The organism is Bifidobacterium angulatum DSM 20098 = JCM 7096 (assembly GCF_001025155.1).
Taxonomy (GTDB): Bacteria; Actinomycetota; Actinomycetes; order Actinomycetales; family Bifidobacteriaceae; genus Bifidobacterium; species Bifidobacterium angulatum.
This window is the reverse complement of record NZ_AP012322.1, coordinates 622,555-646,616: the sequence shown is the minus strand read 5'-3', so window position 1 is coordinate 646,616 and position 24,062 is coordinate 622,555. Positions and strand designations below refer to the sequence as shown.

The following is a 24,062-nucleotide window of genomic DNA, read 5'->3' as shown; positions in this document are numbered from 1 at the left end:
ATTCTGGCCTTCCGATTCTCATCAAGCACATCACCATTCCACTGGAATAGCATCGGTGCGTGCCGGCGAATTCGGCACATCGTACTTCTGCATAAGGAATTCACCTATCTTCGCAAACAGCTTACCCGACGTGGTGCCGCCGTATGAACCGTCCGGATCCTGCATGACCACGGTGACGATGAACCTTGGGTCATTGGCGGGAATGATGCCGGCGAAATCGGCGATGATCGAGCTGAGGCTGCCGTCGCTTCCGACCACTTCGGCGGTACCCGACTTGACCGCCACACGATACCCGTTGACGCCGGCCACGCCCTTATATTCCTCCAATGCCGATTCCATGGCGTTCCTGACCTGGTTCGCGATCTTCTCATCCAGCACCCTGGCGGCGGAACGATTCAGCATGTCTACGGGCTTGCCGTTCTTGTCGGTGACGGATTTGATCAGCGACTGCTGCCGGTTCACGCCTTTGTTGGCGATGACGGAGACGACTCGGCTGAGCTGAAGCGCGTTCACCGTGTACCCCTGCCCGAACAGTACGGTGTTTTTGGTTCGTCCGTCCCACGAGCTCGGCGTGCCCAGCACACCGCGCGATTCACCGGGAAGGTTCAGCCCCGTGGCCTGGCCTATGCCGAATTTGGTGAGCATGTCGTAGCGCTGCTGGCTGGTCAGTTTCTCGGCCGCCATGACCATGCCGGAATTCGAGGAGTTCTGCAGAATGCCAGCCAATGTCCACCGCTTGTCCGGATGGTAGATGGCGTCATGGAACTTCTGCCCTTCCGACGTGTATTCGTAGGGCACGGTGAAATGGTCGTCGATCTTATGCACACCGTTCTGCAGGATTGCGGCCAGAGCCGGCACCTTACCGATCGATCCGGGTTCGAAGGTCTGGGATACGGCACGCGACGCGCTGGCTTTGGCCTCGCTGGACCCCGCCTGGATGGCGTCGCTGTCCTCCAAGGCGAGAATCTCGCCGGTAAGGGCGTCCTCGACCACCGCAATGCCCCATTTGGCATGGCTGGAGGCGACCCCTTCGGCCAGCACCCTCTTGACATACCAGTCCACATCCGAGTCGATGGTAAGGGTCACGTCGCTGCCGTCCTGCGCCGCCTTGGTCTTGCTGACGGTTCCGGGGATCACCTCGCCGCCGTTGCCGCGCTGGTACACGGTATAGCCGTCGGTGCCGCTGAGCTGTTTGTTCAGCGTAAGTTCAAGGCCGGAGGCGCCGCTGCCGTCATCGTTGACGCCGCCGAGCAACGCACCGATCAACGTGTTCTCCGCATACACGCGCTGGCTGCTCAACTCGCCGTAGACGATGCCGCCGAGGTTCAGTTTGTCGATGGCGCGCTTCACCTGGGGCGTAACGTCCTTTTTCAAAATCACGTACTGGTTGGTGCCGTTCAGATCGGCTCCCAGTTCCATCGCATCCATGTCCAGCAACGGCGCGAGCAGACGCGCAACGGCCGCCGCACCGCTCACACCGACCGGTTTTCCATCGATGGAATGGCAATACCCTAAAGCCTTGGCCTGTTTGGTGCCGCAGTCGACCGGCGTGAACGAAGTGGCTGCGTCGGGAACGCCGATGATGTTGTATCGTTCCACGCTCTGAGCGAGCACGGTCCCGTTGGAGGCGAGGATACGGCCGCGTTTGGCGCTGACGACCACTTTGGAGGTACGCGAATTCGTGGCAGCCTCGGCGGTGGCCTGACCGTCGAGCAGTTGCACCTGAATGAGTTTGCCGAAGCATGTGCACGCCACGATGACCAGAATCATGCCGACCGCTATGCAGCGGGCCGCAAACGCGTCGATGCCACGAGCACGAAACCAGTCGCGAACACGATGCGCCATTACTGCTGACCGCCCTTCTTATAGCCATTCAGATCGATCGATACCGACCCCTGCTGGGGAACCATGCCCATATCGGTCGCCTTCTGCGGCAATGAGGCTTGAAGCTGGTTCAGTTTGGCCTGATCGTCCTGCACGTCCTGCGTCAGATGACTGATGGAAACCTCCAGATTGGAGGATTCGAAGGAGTTCTGCACCATCTGCGTACGAAGCAACAAGGCGGCGACTAATGTGGCGGCCAGAAACACCACGGCCACCACCACATGCATGGCTGGCGCCCTGCGACTGCCGACCCATGCGATGATGCGGTCGAATCTGCGTTTCGCGCCAGCGCCCTGCTCGGAGCTTTTGCCGCCCTGCACGACACGAAGCTCAGGTCGGGCTGCCGGTCTGATGTCAGGCGACGCCTTCTTCGTGGATGGGGCAGATGAGGAACGAATCGTACGTGCTGCGGCCATCTCAGATGCCCTTCCCTTGAGCGTGACGGGCACGCAACGCCTTGCCTGGCAGCGCGACCCGTTCCACGAACTGATGACGAATATCCTCAGGCAGCGGCCTGGTGAGTTCCACGGCACGCAACCGTACGGAAGCCGAACGCGGATTGCTTGCGATCTCCTGCTCATCGGCCTTGACCGCGCCCCTGGTCAACTCCTTGAAGAACGGCATGGCTTCGGGCGGCACAATCGGCATATTCGCCGGCACACGAGCCGTAAGCCCTTGAGTCATAAAGGATTTGACGGTTTTATCCTCCAACGAGTGGTACGATTCGACCACGATGCGCCCGCCCTTATTCAGTTTCAGCGCGATCTGCGGCAACGTGCCGGCAAGCTTGTCGAGTTCGCCGTTCACTTCGATGCGCAACGCCTGGAATACGCGCTTGGCCGGGTTGCCGGCAGGGCGATGCGCCTTCGGAATCACCTCATCGACCAGCTCATTGAGTTCGGCGGACGTGGTAAGCGGCCCCTCCTGGGTGCGACGGGCCACAATGCGACGGGCGATGGGTCGGGCGAACCGTTCCTCGCCATACACCTTGAAGATGCGGGCCAAATCCCGTTCATCGTATTCCGCCAGCACCTGTTCGGCTGTCAACGCCTGGCTGACATCCATACGCATGTCCAGCGGAGCGTCATGGGAGTAGGAGAATCCACGTTCCGTCTCGTCGATCTGCAGACTCGACAATCCCAAATCCATGAACGCGGCATCGACATGGTGAATGCCGTTATCATCCAGGGCACGGGTGAACTCGTCGAACGGCGCATGCACGGGAATGAACCTGTCGGCAAGCCCTTCGGCTTTCATACGTTCCGTGGCGAGCGCCAAAGCCTCGGCGTCACGGTCGATGCCGACCAGACGCGCCTGCGGTGCCGCCTTCAGGAAAGCGGTGGCGTGACCGGCAAGCCCCAACGTGCAATCCACTATGATCGGCGACTGTTTGCGCGATAGACCGCCTGTGACCAGACGAACGCAGTCTTCGAGCAGCACCGGCTGATGGATGGTGGAAACGTCACGATTGTCCATTGTCATCAGAATTCCACCTCCGGCAGCACATCATCGGCAATATCCGCATAGTTCTGTTCCGTATTGGCCAAGTATTCTTCCCAAGCCCTTCGATTCCAGATTTCAGCGCGCGTTCCCACACCAATCACTACAATGTCGTCGCCAAGATCGGCATAATCGCGCAGTATCTGCGGCACGAGCACACGCCCCTGCCTGTCCGGCGTCTGATCGCTGGCACCGGATAGGAACACGCGCAGATATTCACGTGCGGCCTTGTTCACCATCGATGTCCGTTGAATCTGCATGGCGATACGGCGAAATTCCATTCCCGGCAGCAGGTACACGCAATGTTCCTGGCCACGCGCCATGACCAGGCCGTTACCGAACTGCGAGCGCATTTTCGCCGGCAGGGCCATTCGCCCTTTAGCGTCGATTTTCGGAGTGTACGTACCCAGCAGCAGTGGCGGAAGCCCTGCCGCCGTTTCGCCGGCCATAGGGGCGATCGGAGTGGCCTCCACTGATTCTTCAGCCACTACGCCCACCTCCCTGACAACGACATTGGATAGTTTCACTCACGCACTGTGCCCCACTTTACCCCACCTCTCCCCATTCCTCCCCACAGTGTTGCCCTTTTAGGACATTTCGACGCATAAAAGACACACTTGCCGTTTCCGCCTGCCGTAGACGGCGTTACCGGTATGCGACCAATCTCTTACGTATTCCTTATATATATGCAGGAAACCCCATATGACGCATGCGCACCGTGCGATGTTCCTGTCGTGGTCCCGCCTTGCCGGCAGTGAAAATGACCGAGGGGCGGAGTACATTGGAACGTCTGAGTTTTCACGCATCGTGAGGGGACGGAAACTAACAGATGTCGACCTATGCCTCGCAACTTGAGGAAGAACAGCGCGCGGTCACCCGCGCTTACAATCGTCTGGACGCATTGCGTGCGGAGACGAAACAGCGCCTTGATGTGGTCAGGGCGGCCGGTTCCCACGGCTCGCCCACACAGCGCACCGAACGGGATTCCTTCGCCACCATGTACGAGGATCGTCTCATACAGCTGCGCGGCGTGGAGGATCGCCTGGTGTTCGGGCGTCTTGATAACGCGAAGAACGACCGCCTGTACATCGGGCGCATCGGGTTGACCGACGAACAGCACACACCCATGCTGATCGATTGGCGAGCCGAGGCCGCCCGCCCGTTCTATGAGGCAACGCCGTCGCATCATGGCGATATCGTGATGCGACGCCACATCACCTTGCACCTGCGCGACGTGGTGGCGTTGGAGGATGAGGTGCTGGACATCCATTCACAGTCCGTCGACGAGGCCTCCACCTCCGGAACACTTACCGGCGAGGGCGCCTTGCTGGCTTCGCTCAGTTCCCGTCGTACCGGCAAGATGACCGATATCGTCGCCACGATTCAAGGCGAGCAGGACGCGATCATCCGTTCGCCTCTCAATCGTGCCGTAGTGGTGCAGGGCGGCCCGGGCACCGGTAAGACCGCCGTCGCATTGCATCGCGCCGCATACCTGCTGTACACGCACCGCCGCACGCTTTCCAGATCCGGTGTGCTTGTCGTCGGCCCGAGCTCGGCCTTCCTGCATTACATCGATCAGGTACTGCCTTCGCTTGGCGAGACGGGTGTGGTGAGCCGTACCATCGCCGATCTGATTCCCGGCGTGGTCGTCACCGCCGTGGATACGCCGCAGGTCGCCTATATCAAGGGCGACCGGCGTATGGTGGCAGCGATTCGCAACGCGGTGGCCGACCGCGAGCGCGTTCCCGCGAATCTGCCGGTCGTGCACATCAACGGCATCGACGTCCCCATGCTGCCTTCCGACGTCGAGCAGGCGCTCGGCGATGCCAAGCGCACTCATCAACCGCATAACAAGTCGCGTGAGACCTTTGTCAAATCCATGCTGTCCGCCATGCGCATGCGGTACGAGGAGCAGCTGGACTACACGCCAGACCAGGATGAGCTGTATCGCACGGTCTCGCTGCTGCGCATGAACGACAAGGTTCGTGTGGCGTTGAATCTGGCTTGGCTGCCGATGACCGCGCAATGGATGCTTGACGACATGTTCTCCAAGCCGCATAAGCTGCGTCGCTACGCCCCGTGGCTCAGCGACGAGCAGGTAAAGGCGCTGACCCGCGAGAAGGGCGCGCCGCTGACCCGTTCCGACATCGCCCTGCTGGACGAGGCGATGCAGCTGCTGGGCGAGGACCCGAAGGTGGAGGCACGCCGCAAGCGCCTCGAGGCGAAACATGACGAGGAAATCCAGTTCGCCAAGGATACGCTTGCCCAGAACGGCATCGGCAACGGCATCGTCACCTCGCAGATGCTGCTGGACAACATCAACGGCAGCTCCCCCGAAGACACCGCCCAGCGTGCGGCCAACGATCGCGAATGGACGTACGGACATATCGTGGTGGATGAGGCTCAGGAGCTGACCGCCATGGATTGGCGTATGCTGATGCGCCGCTGCCCGTCTCGTTCGTTCACCATCGTGGGCGATGTCGCGCAGACATCGGCATTGGGCGGCACACGCTCCTGGGCGAAGACCATGAATCGTCTGTTCGGGCATGGGCACTGGGATGTGAACGAGCTGACCATCGACTATCGCAATCCGCAGGAGGTTTCCCAGCTCGCTTCCGATTTCGCTGCCAAGCAGGGTCTGTACATCTCCACCGTGCACGCCGTGCGTGGCATTCCGGATTCCGTCCGGCGCATCACCGTGCAGGATCGGGACGCGCTGTTCGACGCCGTGGCCGATACCACCGCACGGTTCGCCGGCGAATTCGTCGCCCAGGACGGCACCGGCCGTGTGGCCGTTATCGGCCCGAAGCAGCTGTTGGGTCAATTGGAGGACCGTGTATATGCCAGGCTGGAGCATGAGCTTGGCACGGAGGAGGCCCGCCGTCTGCGCGCCCAGGATTCCTGGGATTGCCAGATCATGGTAAGCGATACCGAAACGGTGAAGGGTCTCGAATATGATGCCGTTGTAGTGGTTGAACCGGCGCTCATCGATCAGGAGGCGCCGAGTCGTCTGGTGTCGGCGGCCGACCTTTATGTGGCCATGACCCGTCCGACCCAGCGTCTGGCCATTGTTCGGACATCGCTGGACGAACGGGAACTCGAACTCTAAGGTGGGAAGCATGCCTCAAGCACTGTTATTGGAAAACATCCATCCCGACGCAGCCAAGTCGCTGCGCGATCACGGATTCACCGTCACCACCATGAAGGGCGCTTTGAGCGAGGATGAGCTCATCGAAGCGCTTGATGGCGTCGATCTGCTTGGCGTGAGATCCAAGACGACCGTCACGCGGAAGGTCATCGACGCACGACCGAACCTCAGCGCCATCGGATGCTTCTGCATCGGCACCAATCAGGTCGATCTCGACTATGCCGGCACGCATGGCATCGCCGTGTTCAACGCACCGTATTCGAACACCCGCTCCGTGGTGGAGCTGGTCATCGGTGACATCATCTGCCTGCTGCGCCGTATTCCGGCACATACGCATCATATGAAGCACGGCATGTGGGATAAGTCCGCCAACGGCTCCCACGAGGTCCGCGGCAAGACCTTGGGCATCATCGGCTACGGCAATATCGGCTCGCAGCTTTCGGTGCTGGCCGAGGCGCTCGGTATGCGCGTGATGTTCTACGATCTGGAGGAAAAGCTCGCCCTGGGCAACGCCCAGCGTTGCGAGACCCTGAACGAGCTGCTGGAACAGTCCGACATCGTGACGCTTCACGTGGACGGACGCAAGTCCAATACCGGTTTCTTCGGTGAGGACCAGTTCGCGCATATGAAGCAGGATTCCATCTTCCTGAACCTGTCCCGCGGCTTCGTCGCCGATCTGGGCGCGTTGAAGCAGCATCTGGATTCCGGCCATATCGCCGGCGCCGCCGTGGACGTGTTCCCCATCGAACCGAAGAAGACCGGCGACCCGTTCGAAACCGCCCTGGCCGACGAAGACAACATGATCCTGACCCCGCATATCGGCGGTTCCACGCTGGAGGCGCAGGAGTCCATCGGCCACTTCGTTTCGCAGCGGCTCGAAGACTACTGGGAGAAGGGTTCCACGTCCCTATCGGTGAATATGCCTCAGATCAATCTGAGCGAGAACCGCGGCGTGGCGCGCATCGCCCACCTGCATTCGAATCTGCCCGGCGTGCTGGCCCGCGTGAACCATGTGCTCGGCGAGGAGAACATCAATATCGCCGCACAGGCTCTGGGCACCGAGGGCGAACTCGGCTATGTGGTCACCGACGTGGCACAGCGCCCGAACCGCGAGACGCTTGAGGCCCTGCGCTCCATCGAAGGCACCATCCGCATGCGCGTGATCAGCTGACACGGCATCTATCGCACGGCAATGGCCCGTCTCCCCTACTGTGGGGAGACGGGCCATTTACTTTTGCCGACACGTGCGATTCTCCGTACCGGCATATCAGTTGCGCGGATTGCCGAACCAATAGCTGTAGATATTCGAGAAATTGCGGTTGCCGTAGCTGGAGCATTCGTCGCCCTCGCCGTCACCGGCCTCGAGCGCCGCCTTATTGGGCTGATACGGCGTGTAGATGTACAGCAGCGCCGTCGCCTTGTTACGGATGTAGACATCCGAGGTCCCGCATGCCTTGTTCGGATTGTAGAGAATCGGAGTGAGCTTTCCCGACTGGTATCCGTAGTCGTCCTCATGCTTGACGTAATACTGGTACCGTTTCGCCGCGCCGAACACCTGTTTGAAGAACCCGGCGTATTGCGGATCGCAGCTGTCGTCGTCGGGGCAGCTTAATCCCATGGCCGATTTGAGCTGGAAATCGCTCGGATCGGTGGCGGTGACAAGATGCTGTTCCTTCTGCAGTACGGTAAGCAGCACCTTCTGACTCACCTTGCAGGCACGCCCCGATTTCTCGATGATCGCGGCTGCGCTTTCCTTCGCCGCCCCCTGGTACTTGCCGCACAGATCGTCGGCCTTCTGCGTCTGCGTGTCGAACCGCATCGAGGCGATGGCCCCGCCCTTGGATTCCAGGAAGGCTTGGATTTCGGCCTCGCTCATGGCGTTGCCGTTGAAGAACTGGCCGTCCGAGATGATGTTGCCGGGATCGAAGTTGTATTGCTGCGACAGTTCCAGCTGACGCGCCTCGGCGACTTGCAGATCGTTGTACCAGCGCAGGAAGTGGACAAGCCCCGTCACCAGTGCCACCACCACGACCACTACGACCGTGCCGATGGAGACGATTCTGAAGCGTTTGGCGAAACCCGCTCTTTTCCAGCGCTGTGTCAGCGTGACCCTTTTTCTGCGTTTGCGTCCCTTCGGCGCCGATCCCCTGCCGCGTGCCGCACCCGTCTTCGAACCTGTCTTCTTCTTGCGTGTATCTGCCATCCGTTCCACCTTGGCACAAGACCGCTCCGAATCGGCGACCGTCTTGGATTCGGAACCGAATACTCACAAACAACGGGAAGCCTCCAGGGTGGGGGCTTCCCGTTGTTCTCTACTGCGGGGCCACCGCCATGCGTTTGCCTATACTCGCATGCTCACAGCTTCGGCAGGTACTTCTTCAGCTCGAACGGTGTGACCTGACGGTTGTATTCATGCCATTCCTGACGCTTGTTGGCCAGGAAATACTCGAATACGTGCTCGCCGAGCACATCGGCCACGAAGTCGGACTTCTCCATGATCTCCAGTGCTTCGCCGAGTGAAGTGGGCAACGGCTCGATGCCCATGGCCTGGCGTTCGGCGTCGGTGAACTCCCATACATCGTCGCTGGTGGGCTCGCCCAGCTGCATCTGCTTGTCGATGCCGTCGAGGCCGGCAGCCAGCAGCACCGAATACGCAAGATACGGATTGGCCACCGGGTCGAGCGCACGGAACTCCATACGCGCGGAGTTGCCCTTGCCCGGCTTGTACTGCGGGATGCGCAGCAATGCGGAACGGTTGTTATGGCCCCAGCAGATGTAGCTCGGCGCCTCGTTGCCGCCCCACAGACGCTTGTACGAGTTCACGTACTGGTCGGTCACCGCGCAGATCTCGGCGGCATGGGCGAGAATGCCGGCGGCGAACTGACGCGCCGTAAGGGACATGTTGAATTCCTGGCCGGCCTCGTAGAAGGCGTTGGAATCCCCCTCGAACAGGCTCAGATGCGTGTGCATGCCGGATCCCGGGGCGTCGGCTAGGGGCTTGGGCATGAAGCTGGCATGGATGCCGCGTTCCAGCGAGATCTCCTTGACGACGGTGCGGAAGGTCATGATGTTGTCGGCAGTGGTGAGTGCGTCCGCATAACGCAGATCGATCTCGTTCTGGCCTGGCCCACCCTCATGGTGGGAGTATTCCACCGAGATGCCCATCTGTTCGAGCATATTCACGGTGGCGCGGCGGAAGTCCATGCCTGGGCTGCGCGGCACATGGTCGAAGTAGCCGCCTTCGTCGATGGGCTTGGGTGTCTGCGACCAGTCGTTCTGGCTTTCGAACAGGTAGAATTCGATCTCCGGGTGAACGTAGAAGGTGAACCCCTTCTCCTTCGCCTTGGCGAGCGCACGTTTGAGCACGTGGCGCGGATCGCCGAGGCTTGGCTCCCCGTCAGGGGTCAGCACGTCGCAGAACATGCGGGCGGTGCCCTGTGGGCCTCCTCGCCACGGCAGAATCTGGAACGTCGAGGGATCGGGCTTGACGATCATGTCGTCTTCGGAGACACGGGTCATGCCCTCGATGGCAGAACCGTCGAAACCGAGCCCCTCCTCGAATGCCGCTTCAAGTTCCGCAGGTGCGATGGCCACTGATTTCAGTGTGCCGAGCACGTCGGTGAACCATAACCGAATGAAGCGCACGTCACGTTCTTCGACTGTGCGCAGAGCAAACTCCTGCTGCTTATCCATAGTGCCCTATGGTTCCATGTGCGTGTTACGAACATCGTTAACACAAGTCGTGTATTCGTTTCCTGCCACTACACCGGCGGCCACCCGACTCCCCCGTCTTCACCCCTTACGAATTGCCAACGATTGCATCGCAATCCGACTCGTCCACCGGGCCCGCACCGGCCATCAGGAGCGAAAAACTGATGTAGCATACTGGTCGTGAGCGATAACACCAGTGATAACACCGTAGTCAGATCAAGTGCCGACCATCCCGTTGTAGACGTCAGATCATGGAAGCAGGCAACGACGGCCGAGCAGCGGGCCCGGGCGGGGCTCGAAGCCCGCGGCCGTGTGCCGCTATCAAGCCATGCCAAATGGCAGGTCCGCGCCAACCGGCGCGGCGTCATCGGCCTGCTTGAGGAGCAGTCGCATCAACGTGTGCAATCGCTGATCCCATTGCGCTACTACCGCATGAGCGCCTCCGCGTTCACGTTCTACCGGGGAACCGCGCTTATCATGGCCAACGATCTGGCGTCAACGCCGGTGACCGGCATACCCGTGCAATGCGTGGGAGACGCGCATATCGGCAACTTCGGCATGTTCTACAGCCCGTCGCGCCGACTGGTGTTCGATATCAACGATTTCGACGAAACCACCACCGGCCCCTGGGAATGGGATATCAAGCGCCTCGCTGTTTCCGTCGAGATCTGCGGGCGTGCGAACAAGCTCAGCCCCACAGCCTGCCATAACGCGGTGGCACGATGCGTGCACACCTATCGCGAGCGCATCGAACAGTATTCCCACATGAACTATCTCGATATGTGGTACGACCATCTGGATGTTCAGGAGTCGCTGGATCGCTATGAATACACGCAAAACGGCAAACGTAATCGTACGCTGCGCGACGCCGCCGCGAAAGCGCTGATGAAGGATTCCAACAGCGCTGCGGCGAAACTGACCTACCTGGATGGCGACAAGCTGCGGTTTAAGTCGAAGCCGCCGGCATTGGTGCCGATCGCAGAATTGCAGGATTACGCCGATCTGGAAACCATGCAGTCCAGGCTGGAAGCGCTGATGAACGATTACCGGCATAGCCTCTACCAGGATCGCCGTCATGTGTTCGACCAATATCGCTACCACGACACCGCGCGCAAGGTGGTGGGGGTAGGCTCGGTCGGCACCCGGGCGTGGGTCTCGATTCTGACGGGGCGTGATCTTGACGATCCGCTGATGCTGCAGATGAAGGAGGCCACCGAATCGGTATTGGAACGCTTCGTGGGGTATTCCCCCTATGCGACCCACGGCGAACGTGTGGTGCAGGGCCAGAAGCTCATCCAATCGACCGCCGATGTGCTGCTCGGATGGGCAAAATTCAGCGAGGGAAACGCCAAACGACGCGACTACTACGTTCGCCAACTGTGGAATGGCAAGGGATCGATCGATATCGATCATCTCAACGAATTCACCTTGAGCGATCTGTCCCGTATGTGCGCTCGATGCCTGGCGCATGCCCATGCACGCACCGGCGATAGTATCGCGATCTCCAGTTACTTGGGGCGTACCGACGAATTCGACAGGGCCATCACCTCGTTCGCCGACTCGTATGCCGATCAGAACGACGAGGATTACGCCTTGTTCCGTTCGCTTATCGATTCGGGCGAGCTTCCCTGCAGCAAGAAATAGCCGCCCGTACCACCAGGTACCGCCGCAGCATGCGCGAAAAAGCGAAAGGCGTATCGCTTGGGTTCATGCCCCAGGCGATACGCCTTGTTCATGGCAACGGGAAGGATGCCGCTCAGCGCGCCACTTCAAGCGCCTCTTCAAGGGTGAAGGCGCGAGCGTACAGCGACTTGCCCAGAATGGCGGAGTCAACGCCGATTTCGGCAAGCTGCTTGATATTGCGCAGATCGTCGAGCTTGGAAATGCCGCCGGATGCAGTGACCTTCGCATCGGTGCGTTCGGCCACTTCGCGCAGCAGCTCGATATTCGGACCGCTCATCATGCCATCGCGGGAAACATCGGTGACCACATAACGCGAGCAGCCGACGGAATCAAGGAACGCCATGGTCTCGAACAGGTCGCCGCCTTCCTTCACCCAGCCGCGGGCGGCAAGCGTGTGCCCTCGCACATCAAGGCCGACCGCCACACGATCGCCGTACTTCTTGATGACCGAAGCGGTCCAGTCCGGATTCTCCAGAGCGGCGGTGCCGATGTTCACTCGGGCGGCGCCGGCCTCCAATGCGGCTTCCAGCGAGGCATCGTCACGCACGCCACCGGACATCTCGATGTTCACCGCGCTACCCAGCTCATGCACGATGGCACGCAGCTGATCACGGTTGTCACCGGTACCGAAGGCGGCGTCCAGATCGACCAGATGGATCCACTGCGCACCGGATTCGACCCACGTGCGAGCGGCTTCCAACGGGGAGCCGTAATCGGTTTCCGAACCGGACTCACCCTGACGCAGACGCACGGCCTTGCCGTCACGAACGTCCACCGCGGGCAGAAGAGTAAGCGACATGATGTTCTCCTTATATAGCATTTATAGCGTTATGTCCTATTGACGTTTCCGGCGATCAGAACGTGTCGATCCAGTTCTTCAGCAGCTGCGCGCCGGCATCACCCGACTTCTCAGGGTGGAACTGCGTGGCGGACAGAGCGCCACGCTCATATGCCGCGACGAAGTGACTCCGGCCGTATTCGCACCATGTCACCTGCTGATGAGCGCTCAACTCGATGTCGAAACCGGCCAGATCCAGCTCTCGCGCCTCATGCGCGGCGCAGGAATGCACGAAGTAGAATCGTTCCGATTCGATTCCCTTCAACAGCTGCGATCCCTCGGCGGCCTCAACCGTGTCCCAACCCATATGCGGCACCACATCGGCATCCAGCGGGTCGACACTGCCACCGATCAGGCCGATGCCGGGAGCATCGGCACCATGCTCGCGACCAAGCTCGAACATCACCTGTTCGCCGACGCACACGCCAAGCACCGGGCGGCCGGCACGAAGACGATCGAGAATCACCCTGTCGCCGTCCACCGCCTTCAGTCCTTCCATGCATGCGGCGAACGCGCCCACGCCAGGCACCACCAGACCGTCCGCCTCTATGGCCTGACGGTAATCGGATGTCAACGTGGTATCGACACCCAGACGGGCCATCGCACGAACCATGGAACGTACATTGCCGAAACCATAATCGAATACAACTGCCGTGGTCATTGTCTCCCCTTTGCTTGTCTTCTATTGGATGCTCGCGCCGCGAACGCTGCCGCCTTTGCCGGGGCGAGTGTGCTTGGCGATTACCTGCATGGCCGACGCATGGTCGAAACGCCCCGCATCGATCACTTCGAATCCCTGCTCCTTGAGCTGCGCCGCAGTGGTGATACCTAGCATCAGGTCCTCCACAAAACGCGGCGTGGAATTGAACAGGATAGGCGGAGCCAGCGTAGGACCGGCCTTGCCGCCGGCATACATGGTGACTTCAAGCTTGTCCGCACGGTTCACGCCGAGAATCACCGACATGCCGGAAACCACGGTGGTGATGTCCTTGGCGGCAGCCTCCGGCGAATCGCCGTCGAGATTGTTCAACATGGCCACAGCACCCTGATTCGACCCTATGCAATCCGCGGAGATATCGGACAGCTGGCAGAATGCGGCCAACAGTTCAGCCGACGCGATCCGGGTGATCAGCGCCGCCCTTTTGGCCTTATTGCCAAGCAGGCCGGCCAGCTCATCCTCGAATCCCACGGACGGGTCGAGCTCCGAAGCGTCATCGGGAACATCGATGGTCTCCATGTCGATGCCGTCGTCCGCATTGGGTGCGGCAACGCCACTCGTTCCGTTTGCGTCACCGGCTGTGCCGGAATCTTCCTGTTGCGCGGAATCGTCTGACTGTGCGAATTCCTTCTCGAAATCGGACATGGCCGCTTCGAGCTCCGCATCGGAGAACGACGGCTCGTTCGAATCGGGATTCATGCCGTTCTTGTCTTCGGGCATATCGGACATCACAGTGCGCCCTTGGTGCTGGGAATGCCGTCCACACGAGGATCCGGCTCGACGGCGAAGCGCAACGCACGCGCCAATGCCTTGAATTCGGCTTCGGCGATATGGTGGGGGTCGCGCCCGGCAAGCACCTGCATATGCAGGCAGATACCGGCGTGCATGGCAATGGATTCCATCACGTGACGTACCAGTGATCCGGTGAAATGACCGCCGATCATGCAGTATTCAAAGCCTTCGGGCTCCCCGGAGCACACGCAGTACGGGCGCCCGGAAATATCGACCACGGCTTTGGCGAGCGCTTCGTCCAGCGGCACGGTGGCGTCGGCGAACCGACGGATGCCTCGTTTATCGCCCAATGCCTGCTTCAACGCCTCGCCGAATACGATCGCGGTGTCCTCCACCGTATGATGCGCATCGATGTCGGTGTCGCCATGGGCATGAATGGTCAGGTCGATCAGCGAATGCTTGCCCAGCGCGGTCATCATATGGTTGTAGAACGGCACGGACGTATCGATATCGGTTTTGCCGGTACCGTCAAGGTTGAGTTCAAGTTCGATATGCGATTCGCTGGTTTCGCGAACGATGCGTGCGGTTCTTGCCATATTGCACTCCTTACGGCAGACTGTATTCTTCGACCGGTTCCTTGCGTCGGTGCCGGCCTGTTCTACCACGTATCCACCATGTAGAACTTACACATATATTCATGGTGCGGGGCTCAGGCTCCTGCCCGCGCCCCGCACCCGTTGCGTTTACTCCGCCTCCACTATACGCAGCACTTCGGTAAGCGCCGTGCGGAAACGCTCCATCTCCTCGTCGGTGCCCATGCACACGCGCAGCCAGCCGTCCGGCCCCACTACGCGGATAAGCACGCCACGCTTGAGCAGCTCGTCGAATATGGCCTCGCGCTTATCGAACGAACCGCCGAACAACAGGAAGTTCGATTCGGACTGAGCCACGGCAAGCGGCTTGCCCTGGTAGGTCTGCGTCTTAAGCCATGCCGCGGTGGCCTCGCGCGTCTGGCGCAGATGCTCCACACGGCTCAGCTGCTCGTCGGTATGTTCGAAGGCGGCCAGAGCAGCGGCCTGCGTGACCGCGCTCAGGTGGTACGGCATGCGCACGATGCGTACGCAATCGATGATGCCCTTGGACGCGGCAAGATAGCCCACGCGCGCGCCGGCGAAGGCGAAGGCCTTGCTCATGGTGCGCGAGACGGCCAGATTCGGATGGTCCTTGATCAGGGTGACAGCACTGGGGGTGCCGGGATTGCGGAACTCCACATAGGCCTCATCGATAACGACGACGGGGTGGACACCTTCGGCGGCGCCTGTCACTTCGGCGGATTCGCATACTGCGAGCACACGTTCGATATCGGCCATCGGCAACGGCGTGCCGGTGGGGTTGTTCGGGCTGGTCAACAGCACCATGGACGGTTTGACGGCCTTGATCTGCTCGATCAGCGCGTCGACATTCAGGGTGAAGTCGGCGTTACGATGCGCCAACTGCCAACCGGTGAACGTGTCGCGGGCGTATTCGGGGTACATGGAGTACGTGGGGTCAGCACCGAGCGCCACGCGTCCCGGCCCTCCGAAGGCCTGGAACAGCTGCAGCATAATCTCGTTGGATCCGTTGGCCCCCCACAGCTCATCCACATCAAGGCGCACGCCGGATTCACGTTCCAGATAGTCGCTGAACGCCTGGCGAAGTTCGATATGCTCACGATCCGGGTAACGATTCAGCGTGGGCGCGATGTCCAGCACACGCTTGGCGATGGCCTCGCATACGGCCTGATCGGGCGCATACGGGTTCTCGTTGACGTTCAGGCATACCGGCACATCAAGCTGCGGGGCGCCGTAAGGCTCCTCGCCGATCAGATCATTGCGCAGCGGCAGGTTGGAGGGGATGGAGCTCATCGCAGACCGGCTTTCTTCTCCTGTTCGACGATGGTTTCCTTATTGTACGGATCGTCGATGAAACGGCTGAGCACGCACTCGCCGTGGGCGGGCAGGTCCTCGGAAACGGCGAACGCGTTGATGCGTGCGGCGATGGCCTTCAGCCCCTGCTCGTCATATTCGATGACTTCGACGGGCTTCATGAAGGTGTGCACGCCAAGACCGGCGGCGAAGCGCGCAGTGCCACCGGTAGGCAGCACGTGGTTCGAGCCGGACATGTAATCGCCCAGCGGAACCGGGGAATACGGTCCGCGGAAGATGGCTCCGGCGTTCTTGATGCGCGGCACCACGGCGTCCGCGTCGGCGGTCTGAATCTCCAAGTGCTCGGCCGCGTAGGCATTGGCCGCATCGATGGACTGGTCGAGGCCATCGGTCAGCACGATGGCGGACTGGGTGCCGGACAGGCTGGTGTGCACGCGTTCGGCATGCTCGGTACGCGGCACGCGGTAGTTCAGATTATCCTGGACCTTGTCCGCGATATCGGTGGAGTCGGTGAACAGCACGGAACCGGCAAGCTCGTCATGCTCGGCCTGGCCGATCAGATCGGCGGCCAGCAGACTCGGATTGGCGGTCTTATCGGCGATGATGCCGATTTCGGTCGGTCCGGCGACGGCGTCGATGCCCACGAAGCCGGAGACCAGGGACTTGGCGGTGGCCACGAAGATGTTGCCCGGACCGGTGATCTTATCAACCGGATCGCACAGGATCTCGCCATCCTGCGGTTCGCTGCCCTTGGCACCATAGGCGAACATGGCGATGGCCTGTGCACCGCCCACGGCATATACTTCTTCAACGCCGAGGATCGCGCATGTGGCCAGAATCGTCTTGTTCGGCAGGCCGTCCGGGTCTCCCTTGCTCGGCGGGGTCGCGATGGCGAGGGATTCCACGCCAGCGGCCTGTGCAGGAACGGTGTTCATGATCACGGAGGAGGGATATACGGCCTTGCCGCCCGGCACATACAGGCCGACGCGCTGAATCGGCACCCAGCGTTCGGCCACACGAGCGCCATCAGCCAGATCCGTATAGAAGTCCTTCGGCACCTGGCTCTTCGCCACGGCGCGGGCGCGGCGCACGGATTCCTCGATAGCGGCGCGGACTTCAGGGTCAAGCGTTTCCAGAGCGTTCTTCATCGCTTCTGCGGGAACGCGAAGATGAGCAGGGCGCACGCCATCGAACTTCTCGCCGAAGTCGCGCAATGCGGCGGCACCGCGAGCCTTCACATCGTCGAGAATCGGGCGTACCAGGTCAGTGGCTTCGGAAGTGCCCATTGCGGCACGCGGCATCGCGGCCAGCAGTTCGGCACGGGAGAGGTTCTTGCCCCTAAGGTCAATGATTCGCATAATGTTTTCGCTCATAGCTCCCCAGTGTATGTTCTCTTCGTGACCGGGGAACGTCATTGTCTCACTAAAACCCAAATCGTGAGACAGATGGGAATCTTGGAAGCGGAAATGTTGGAATCATGCGGTTATAGGGATATATGCGGGAAACGGTATGCGGGCGTTGCCGCAGCCGCAGAAAAGGTGCATGCAATATTCCCGTAATGTCTTGCGGCCGTGGCCCGCCCCGGTTACGTGGATGGGCTGTCGCGTCATGCCGATGGGTGCCGAATCGCCTCGCCGTTACGCATTACGACATCATGCCGCCGGGTGCCGGATGAGATCGCGTTCGATCCAGGCCATGATCAGGTCGGCAAGCCGCCGGATCTCTTCATCCGTCAGTTCTCTGCCACGTGGGATATGGTGCCATTTCTCAATGCATCCCCGGCAGCATGTGGCGGTGGCATGTTGGGCCGTGAACACCGGATGCCCACGCCAGGGCGTCTGTTTGCCGTCCTTCACGGGATTGGCGGCACCAACTCGTGAATGCAACAGTTCGCAGGCATGGCGATCAATGGTTGTCTTGCCTTTTGACCGGGCGTAGGCTCTGTCTTTGTCGGACAGGACGAATTTCGAACGGAACGTCGAATGTGAGAGTCGTTCCATCGTCTTTTCGATCCATATGCGTTCGTCCATGGTTTCCATGCTAGTTGCGCCATGCCGGTTCCAAGAAACTCATTGCCATGCCGAAAGCCATGACGTGTTCTTCCACCGACCGCTCGCAACCGTTGCAGCATCTCTCCCCCGTTATGTCATCGTTCGCGATCGCATCGGCACGGCGCGGACCTAGCGAAAAACGAATGACCCCCTTGGGATTTCCCAAGGGGGTCATTCAGAACGCTAGTTCACAGCGTGTCAATCATGCTGATGATGGAAATCAGGCGATGATCTTGGTGACACGGCCGGAGCCGACGGTGTGGCCGCCTTCACGCACAGCGAAGGTCAGGCCTTCCTCCATTGCGATGGGCTGAATCAGCTCAACGGTGAAGGTGGCGTGATCGCCAGGCTGAACCATCTCGACGCCTTCCGGCAGCTCGATGACGCCGGTGACGTCGGTGGTGCGGAAGTAGAACTGCGGACGGTAGTTGGAGAAGAACGGCGAGTGACGGCCGCCTTCGTCCTTGGTCAGCACGTAGACTTCGCCCTCGAACTTGGTGTGCGGGGTGACGGAGCCCGGAGCAGCCACAACCTGGCCACGCTCGACATCGGTACGGTTGATGCCGCGGAGCAGCAGACCGGTGTTATCGCCAGCCTCGCACTCGTCCATCTGCTTGTGGAAGGTCTCGATGGAGGTGACGGTGGTGGTCTGGGTCGGACGGATGCCGACGATCTCCACGTTGGTGTTGATCGGGAGCTTACCACGCTCAACACGGCCGGTAACCACGGTGCCACGGCCGGAGATGGTGAACACATCTTCGATCGGCATCAGGAACGGCTTGTCGAGATCGTGAACCGGGGTCGGGATGTAGTCGTCGACGGCGGCCATGAGGTCCTTGACGGACTGGACCCACTTCTCGTGATCCGGAGCATCGTCGTGCAGTGCACCGTAAGCGGAGGTGTGGATGACCGGGCAATCGCGATCGAAGCCGTTCTCGTCGAGGAGGTCACGGACCTCTTCCTCAACGAGCTCGATGAGCTCTTCGTCGTCGACCATATCGCACTTGTTCAGAGCGACGAGGATGCGCGGAACGCCAACCTGACGAGCGAGCAGCACGTGCTCGCGGGTCTGAGCCATCGGGCCGTCGGTAGCGGCGACCACGAGGATAGCGCCATCCATCTGAGCAGCGCCGGTGATCATGTTCTTCACGAAGTCGGCGTGGCCCGGGCAGTCGACGTGAGCGTAGTGACGCTTCTCGGTCTGGTACTCGATGTGGGCGATGTTGATGGTGATACCACGAGCGGCCTCTTCCGGAGCGGAATCGATCTGGTTGAAGTCGTACTCCGGGTTGACATCCGGGTATTCCTCGTGCAGGACCTTGGAGATAGCGGCGGTCAGGGTAGTCTTACCGTGATCGACGTGGCCAATGGTACCAATGTTAACGTGCGGCTTAGTACGCTCGTACTTTTCCTTTGCCATTACTTTGTCCTCCTGGACGTTTCGTAGGTTTACTGGGTTTCTGGGTTGTGCCACATTGATGAGCCAGAACCCAGTCAGCGATACAAGATATTACCGCTGACTGGAGACTGGCGCCACCTCACGCGTGGCAACGTGTGTCACTCTCCGCGCTGAGCCTTGATGATCTCTTCGGAGACGCTCTTCGGCACCTCAGCGTAGGAGTCCATCTGCATGGTGAACATTGCACGGCCCTGGGTCTTGGAACGCAGATCGCCGATGTAGCCGAACATCTCGGACAGCGGGACCTTGGCGTCGATGACCTTGACACCGGTGGCGTCGGACATCTGGGAGATGCTGCCACGACGCTGGTTCAGATCGCCGATGACTTCGCCCATGTACTCTTCCGGGGTACGGACTTCGACGGCCATGATCGGCTCGAGGATGACCGGCTTGGCCTTCGGAGCGGCTTCCTTGAAGCACATGGAGCCTGCGAGCTTGAAGGCCATTTCGGAGGAATCGACCGGGTGCATCTGACCGTCGGTGACGGTGGCCTTGACGCCCACAACCGGGAAGCCGGCGAGAATACCGGATTCCATGGCTTCCTTGACGCCAGCCTCGATGGACGGGATGAATTCCTGGGAGATGTGGCCGCCAGTGACGGCGTTCTCGAACTCGAAGGTCTTGCCGTCGGTGGTCTCGAGCGGCTCGAAGTTCATCAGGACCTTTGCGAACTGGCCGGAACCACCAGTCTGCTTCTTGTGGGTGTAGCCCTGGTCCATAACGGCCTTGCGGATGGTCTCGCGGTAGGCAACCTGCGGCTTGCCCTGGTTGCACTCCACCTTGAACTCACGACGCATACGGTCGACGATGATGTCGAGCTGGAGCTCGCCCATACCTGCGATCAGGGTCTGGCCGGACTCTTCGTCGGTGGTGACCTGGAAGGTCGGATCCTCTTCGGAAAGCTTCGCCAGAGCGATGCCCATCTTCTCCTGATCGGCCTTGGTCTTCGGCTCCACGGCGACCTGGATCACCGGATCCGGGAAGGTCATGGAGTTCAGGGAGATCGGAGCGTCCATGGCGCACAGGGTGTCGCCGGTGGTGACGTTCTTCAGACCAACGAAGGTGTAGATGTTACCGGCCGAAGCCTCATCCACCGGGTTCTCCTTGTCGGCGTGCATCTGGAAGATCTTGCCGACGCGTTCCTTCTTGCCACGGGTGGAGTCGAGCACGGAATCACCCTGCTTGACGGCACCGGAGTAGACACGCACGAACACGAGCTTGCCGTAGAACGGGTGGGTGGAGATCTTGAAGACCAGAGCCGAGAACGGATCGGACTTCAGCGGCTTGCGGTCGATCTCGATGGACTCATCCTGCGGGTCGTAACCCTGGATGGCCGGCACGTCCTCCGGGCTCGGCAGGTAGTCAACCACGCCGTCGAGCATCGGCTGGACGCCCTTATCCTTGAACGCGGAACCGCAGAAGACCGGGAAGGCTTCCTTGTTGATGGTCAGCTTGCGGACAGCGGCGCGGATCTCTTCCTTGGTGATCTCCTCGCCACCGAAGAACTTCTCCATCAGGGCGTCGTCGGTTTCGGCAACGGCCTCGATCAGGGCGTTGTGGTACTCCTCGGCCTTGTCCTTCAGGTCGTCCGGGATCTCGGTGGTGTCGTACTTGGCGCCGAGCTCCTCGGTGCCGTTCCACACGTAGGCCTGCATCTCAACCAGGTCGACAACGCCGGTGAAGTCGTTCTCAGCGCCGATCGGCAGCTGCATCACGAGCGGGGTTGCACCCAGCTTGTCCTTGATGGTGTCGACGGAGTAGTAGAAGTTCGCGCCCAGCTTATCCATCTTATTGATGAAGCAGATACGTGGAACACCGTACTTATCGGCCTGACGCCACACGGTTTCGGACTGCGGCTCCACACCTTCCTTGCCATCGAACACGGCGACGGCGCCATCGAGCACGCGCAGGGAACGTTCCACCTCGGCCGTGAAGTCCACGTGGCCAGGGGTATCGATGATGTTGATCTGGAACTTGTCCTTGGTGTCGTGGGACTGGCGGTGCCAGAAGCAGGTGGTAGCGGCGGACTGGATGGTGATACCACGCTCCTGCTCCTGCTCCATGAAGTCCATGGTGGAAGCGCCGTCGTGGGTCTCGCCGATCTTGTAGTTCTTGCCGGTGTAGAACAGAATACGCTCGGTAGTGGTGGTCTTACCGGCATCGATGTGAGCCATGATGCCGATGTTGCGGACGTGATGAAGGTCCGAAAGCACCTCTTCAGCCATTTTTATTCCTTAACTTTCTAAAGGTCCGAGTGATTACCAGCGGTAGTGGGCGAAGGCCTTGTTGGCCTCGGCCATCTTGTGGGTGTCCTCGCGACGCTTCACAGAAGCGCCCAGGCCGTTGGAAGCGTCGAGAATCTCGTTGGCGAGACGCTCGGCCATGGTCTTCTCGCGACGAGCGCGGGAGAAGTCGGTCAGCCAGCGCAGGGACAGAGTGTTCGCACGAGCGGGCTTGACCTCGACCGGCACCTGGTAGGTAGCGCCACCGACACGGCGGGAGCGAACCTCGAGGGACGGGCGGATGTTGTCGAGGGCGCGCTTGAGCACGGCCACGGGCTCCTGCTCGGTCTTTTCCTTGACCATATCGAGAGCGGAGTACACGATGTCCTCAGCGATCGACTTCTTGCCGTCGAGGAGGATCTTGTTAATGAGCTGTGCCACAACGGTGGAGCCGTAAATCGGATCCGGCAGCAGCTGATGCTTCTTGGAAGGTCCTTTACGTGACATATCTCTTACTTCGCCTTCTTTGCTCCGTACAGGGAACGACCCTGCTTGCGGTCCTTAACGCCCTGGGTATCGAGTGCGCCACGCACGATGTGGTAACGCACGCCCGGCAGATCCTTCACACGGCCGCCGCGCACGAGCACGATGGAGTGCTCCTGCAGGTTGTGGCCCTCACCCGGGATGTAAGCGGTGACTTCGATGCCGGAGGAAAGACGCACACGGGCGACCTTACGCAGAGCGGAGTTCGGCTTCTTCGGGGTGGTGGTGTAGACACGGGTGCACACGCCGCGACGCAGCGGGCTGCCCTTCAGCGCCAAAGTCTTGGACTTCTTCGGCTTCGGCGAACGTCCCTTACGGACGAGCTGTTCAATAGTAGGCAACTTGAATTCTCCGATTCAGTGGTTCTTCTTACCTGTGAGGCCGCCGCACCGCAACCACACTCTTCCACTGCGCGGGCGTACCCGCATCGGAAAAGATAGCCACTGTTCACCGGCCCGATGACCCGATCCTCTCTTGCCACGGCATTGCTGCCTGCAATCCAAACGATTCTCGGGATATCCCAACCAACCTGCCTGTTACATAAGGCATGCTGCTGGCACACACGAATTACAACTATACGGCATCGATGGACAAAATCATCGTTCGCCGTGTCGCAAGCAGGAACTTGTGGTAGCTGCCACGATGCACCCCTCACAGTCAGCCATAAACTGCTGCATGCCGGCCGGAATCGATTCATTTCCGGAAATGGCTACACTGGCCGGCTCTCCCCGCAGCCAAGTATGAGCCACTCCCCAAAATAGCCACGACAGCACCTTCCCCGGCAAGGCCGAGCATGGGTCGCAGCCGAAAACAGCCACGCAGACAGGCTACCCAGCGAATCCAAGCACACACCGCATCCGCATACGGCTACACTGCCGTCCCCTCAGCGAAGCCAAATACGGGTCGCGATCGGAAATGGCTGTCGACGCAGGAACAGACCGGCATGCCGGTACGCAGCACCACGCCATGCGATACGACAGTGCATACGACACAAAGGCGCCCCGGCCATAACCTCTGCCGGGGCGCCTTCCTGATATTCAGCCCATCATTCCTTCCCCGAATGCCCGCGCCACCTTGCGCGACACTGGGAATCAATCATCTCGTTTCAACGGCCCAGCTTCTTTGCTGATTTCCCTGCCGTTTTCGTTCATGCAATCTTCAGTTATTTCGAAGGCGTTGCGCTTGTACCTCACGGCCATGGCGCTTCGTTGCGATCTGACGAATTCTCGACCAGTCAGCAACTCCGGCCTTCAGTTACAGTATACATCAATACGAACATGAAACACGGCATATAAGAGACATAAACCCTTTTATTTTCAACGATACAAACCCACACATCACAACGAACAGAATCTAACTTTTTTACGATTTTCACCATCAGAAACGAACATCCGACAGCATCCGACACGATAATCCGAAACACACGAACAACGGCACATGCCACGGCAAGCACCCGGTCGAAGCGACCTCGCAGCCACACGCAACACGCCGATGAGCGCGAATGGGAAAAACCGTGTATAGTAATCACTCGTTGTGCGAAACGGTTCGCCGTTCACATGAACATGGTGGATATAGCTCAGTTGGTAGAGCATCTGATTGTGGTTCAGAAGGTCGCGCGTTCGAGCCGCGTTATCCACCCCACGAAAGC

At 60.2% G+C, this 24,062-nt stretch carries 20 protein-coding genes and 1 tRNA gene; 4 read left to right on the top strand and 17 right to left on the bottom strand.

Annotated features, from left to right (window positions below):
* Positions 1 to 30: 30 nt before the first annotated feature.
* Genes BBAG_RS02605 through mraZ form a run of 4 tightly spaced genes read right to left on the bottom strand, consistent with a single transcriptional unit; the run spans position 31 to position 3,833 of the window.
* Entirely contained in the window at positions 31 to 1,845 is a 1,815-nt protein-coding gene (locus BBAG_RS02605; protein WP_003825794.1) for a peptidoglycan D,D-transpeptidase FtsI family protein, read from the bottom strand.
* Positions 1,845 to 2,300: a hypothetical protein gene (locus tag BBAG_RS02600; RefSeq protein ID WP_033508589.1), complete on the bottom strand. Its 456-nt coding sequence runs from the start codon at positions 2,298 to 2,300 to the stop codon at positions 1,845 to 1,847. Before BBAG_RS02600 ends, BBAG_RS02605 begins: the two co-directional genes overlap by 1 nt.
* Before the next feature lies 1 nt (position 2,301).
* The gene (rsmH, locus tag BBAG_RS02595) at positions 2,302 to 3,366 is read right to left on the bottom strand and encodes a 16S rRNA (cytosine(1402)-N(4))-methyltransferase RsmH (RefSeq protein WP_003825792.1); all 1,065 of its coding nucleotides are present in this window, start codon (positions 3,364 to 3,366) and stop codon (positions 2,302 to 2,304) included.
* A complete protein-coding gene (mraZ, locus tag BBAG_RS02590) occupies positions 3,366 to 3,833 on the bottom strand; it encodes a division/cell wall cluster transcriptional repressor MraZ (RefSeq protein WP_045920001.1) in 468 nt (155 codons plus the stop codon). Before mraZ ends, rsmH begins: the two co-directional genes overlap by 1 nt.
* Positions 3,834 to 4,213: 380 nt before the next feature.
* Between mraZ and BBAG_RS02585 the strand changes: the two genes are divergently transcribed.
* Both BBAG_RS02585 and serA read left to right on the top strand, forming a co-directional pair.
* Positions 4,214 to 6,493: a HelD family protein gene (locus BBAG_RS02585; protein WP_003825790.1), complete on the top strand. Its 2,280-nt coding sequence runs from the start codon at positions 4,214 to 4,216 to the stop codon at positions 6,491 to 6,493.
* Positions 6,494 to 6,503: 10 nt separating this feature from the next.
* Positions 6,504 to 7,703, top strand: a complete 1,200-nt coding sequence (serA, locus tag BBAG_RS02580; protein WP_003825789.1) for a phosphoglycerate dehydrogenase — start codon at positions 6,504 to 6,506, stop codon at positions 7,701 to 7,703.
* Positions 7,704 to 7,799: 96 nt separating this feature from the next.
* Here serA and BBAG_RS02575 read toward each other — a convergent pair whose 3' ends face one another.
* A complete protein-coding gene (locus BBAG_RS02575; RefSeq protein WP_003825788.1) occupies positions 7,800 to 8,735 on the bottom strand; it encodes a hypothetical protein in 936 nt (311 codons plus the stop codon).
* Positions 8,736 to 8,887: 152 nt separating this feature from the next.
* Positions 8,888 to 10,225 (bottom strand): type I glutamate--ammonia ligase, encoded by a 1,338-nt coding sequence (glnA, locus tag BBAG_RS02570; RefSeq protein ID WP_003825787.1) that lies wholly within the window; start codon positions 10,223 to 10,225, stop codon positions 8,888 to 8,890.
* A gap of 198 nt (positions 10,226 to 10,423) precedes the next feature.
* Between glnA and BBAG_RS02565 the strand changes: the two genes are divergently transcribed.
* Positions 10,424 to 11,887, top strand: a complete 1,464-nt coding sequence (locus tag BBAG_RS02565) for a DUF2252 domain-containing protein (protein WP_003825786.1) — start codon at positions 10,424 to 10,426, stop codon at positions 11,885 to 11,887.
* A gap of 112 nt (positions 11,888 to 11,999) precedes the next feature.
* Here BBAG_RS02565 and priA read toward each other — a convergent pair whose 3' ends face one another.
* From priA to rpsL, 11 genes are all read right to left on the bottom strand, one after another.
* Positions 12,000 to 12,725 carry a bifunctional 1-(5-phosphoribosyl)-5-((5-phosphoribosylamino)methylideneamino)imidazole-4-carboxamide isomerase/phosphoribosylanthranilate isomerase PriA gene (gene priA, locus BBAG_RS02560; RefSeq protein ID WP_033508585.1) on the bottom strand — a complete coding sequence of 242 codons (726 nt, stop codon included), beginning with the start codon at positions 12,723 to 12,725 and terminating at the stop codon, positions 12,000 to 12,002.
* 55 nt (positions 12,726 to 12,780) lie between these two features.
* Positions 12,781 to 13,425: an imidazole glycerol phosphate synthase subunit HisH gene (hisH, locus tag BBAG_RS02555; RefSeq protein ID WP_003825784.1), complete on the bottom strand. Its 645-nt coding sequence runs from the start codon at positions 13,423 to 13,425 to the stop codon at positions 12,781 to 12,783.
* Positions 13,426 to 13,446: 21 nt separating this feature from the next.
* Complete coding sequence (locus BBAG_RS02550; RefSeq protein WP_003825783.1) at positions 13,447 to 14,211, bottom strand: hypothetical protein; 765 nt, start codon at positions 14,209 to 14,211, stop codon at positions 13,447 to 13,449.
* Positions 14,211 to 14,810: an imidazoleglycerol-phosphate dehydratase HisB gene (gene hisB, locus BBAG_RS02545; protein WP_003825782.1), complete on the bottom strand. Its 600-nt coding sequence runs from the start codon at positions 14,808 to 14,810 to the stop codon at positions 14,211 to 14,213. Before hisB ends, BBAG_RS02550 begins: the two co-directional genes overlap by 1 nt.
* Before the next feature lie 147 nt (positions 14,811 to 14,957).
* Complete coding sequence (locus BBAG_RS02540; protein ID WP_003825781.1) at positions 14,958 to 16,118, bottom strand: histidinol-phosphate transaminase; 1,161 nt, start codon at positions 16,116 to 16,118, stop codon at positions 14,958 to 14,960.
* The gene (gene hisD, locus BBAG_RS02535) at positions 16,115 to 17,512 is read right to left on the bottom strand and encodes a histidinol dehydrogenase (protein WP_033508583.1); all 1,398 of its coding nucleotides are present in this window, start codon (positions 17,510 to 17,512) and stop codon (positions 16,115 to 16,117) included. Before hisD ends, BBAG_RS02540 begins: the two co-directional genes overlap by 4 nt.
* Positions 17,513 to 17,791: 279 nt before the next feature.
* Positions 17,792 to 18,178, bottom strand: coding sequence for a DUF4186 domain-containing protein (locus BBAG_RS02530; RefSeq protein ID WP_003825779.1), 387 nt, complete (start codon positions 18,176 to 18,178; stop codon positions 17,792 to 17,794).
* Positions 18,179 to 18,410: 232 nt separating this feature from the next.
* Positions 18,411 to 19,610, bottom strand: a complete 1,200-nt coding sequence (tuf, locus tag BBAG_RS02525; protein WP_003825777.1) for an elongation factor Tu — start codon at positions 19,608 to 19,610, stop codon at positions 18,411 to 18,413.
* A 137-nt stretch (positions 19,611 to 19,747) separates the two neighbouring features.
* A complete protein-coding gene (gene fusA, locus BBAG_RS02520; protein ID WP_003825776.1) occupies positions 19,748 to 21,874 on the bottom strand; it encodes an elongation factor G in 2,127 nt (708 codons plus the stop codon).
* 33 nt (positions 21,875 to 21,907) lie between these two features.
* Positions 21,908 to 22,378: a 30S ribosomal protein S7 gene (gene rpsG / locus BBAG_RS02515; protein ID WP_003825775.1), complete on the bottom strand. Its 471-nt coding sequence runs from the start codon at positions 22,376 to 22,378 to the stop codon at positions 21,908 to 21,910.
* Between the two features lie 5 nt (positions 22,379 to 22,383).
* The gene (gene rpsL, locus BBAG_RS02510) at positions 22,384 to 22,755 is read right to left on the bottom strand and encodes a 30S ribosomal protein S12 (protein ID WP_003825774.1); all 372 of its coding nucleotides are present in this window, start codon (positions 22,753 to 22,755) and stop codon (positions 22,384 to 22,386) included.
* Between the two features lie 1,224 nt (positions 22,756 to 23,979).
* On the opposite strand from rpsL, the gene BBAG_RS02505 reads away from it, so the two are divergent.
* A tRNA-His gene (locus BBAG_RS02505) sits at positions 23,980 to 24,055 on the top strand.
* The last annotated feature ends 7 nt before the right edge of the window (positions 24,056 to 24,062 follow it).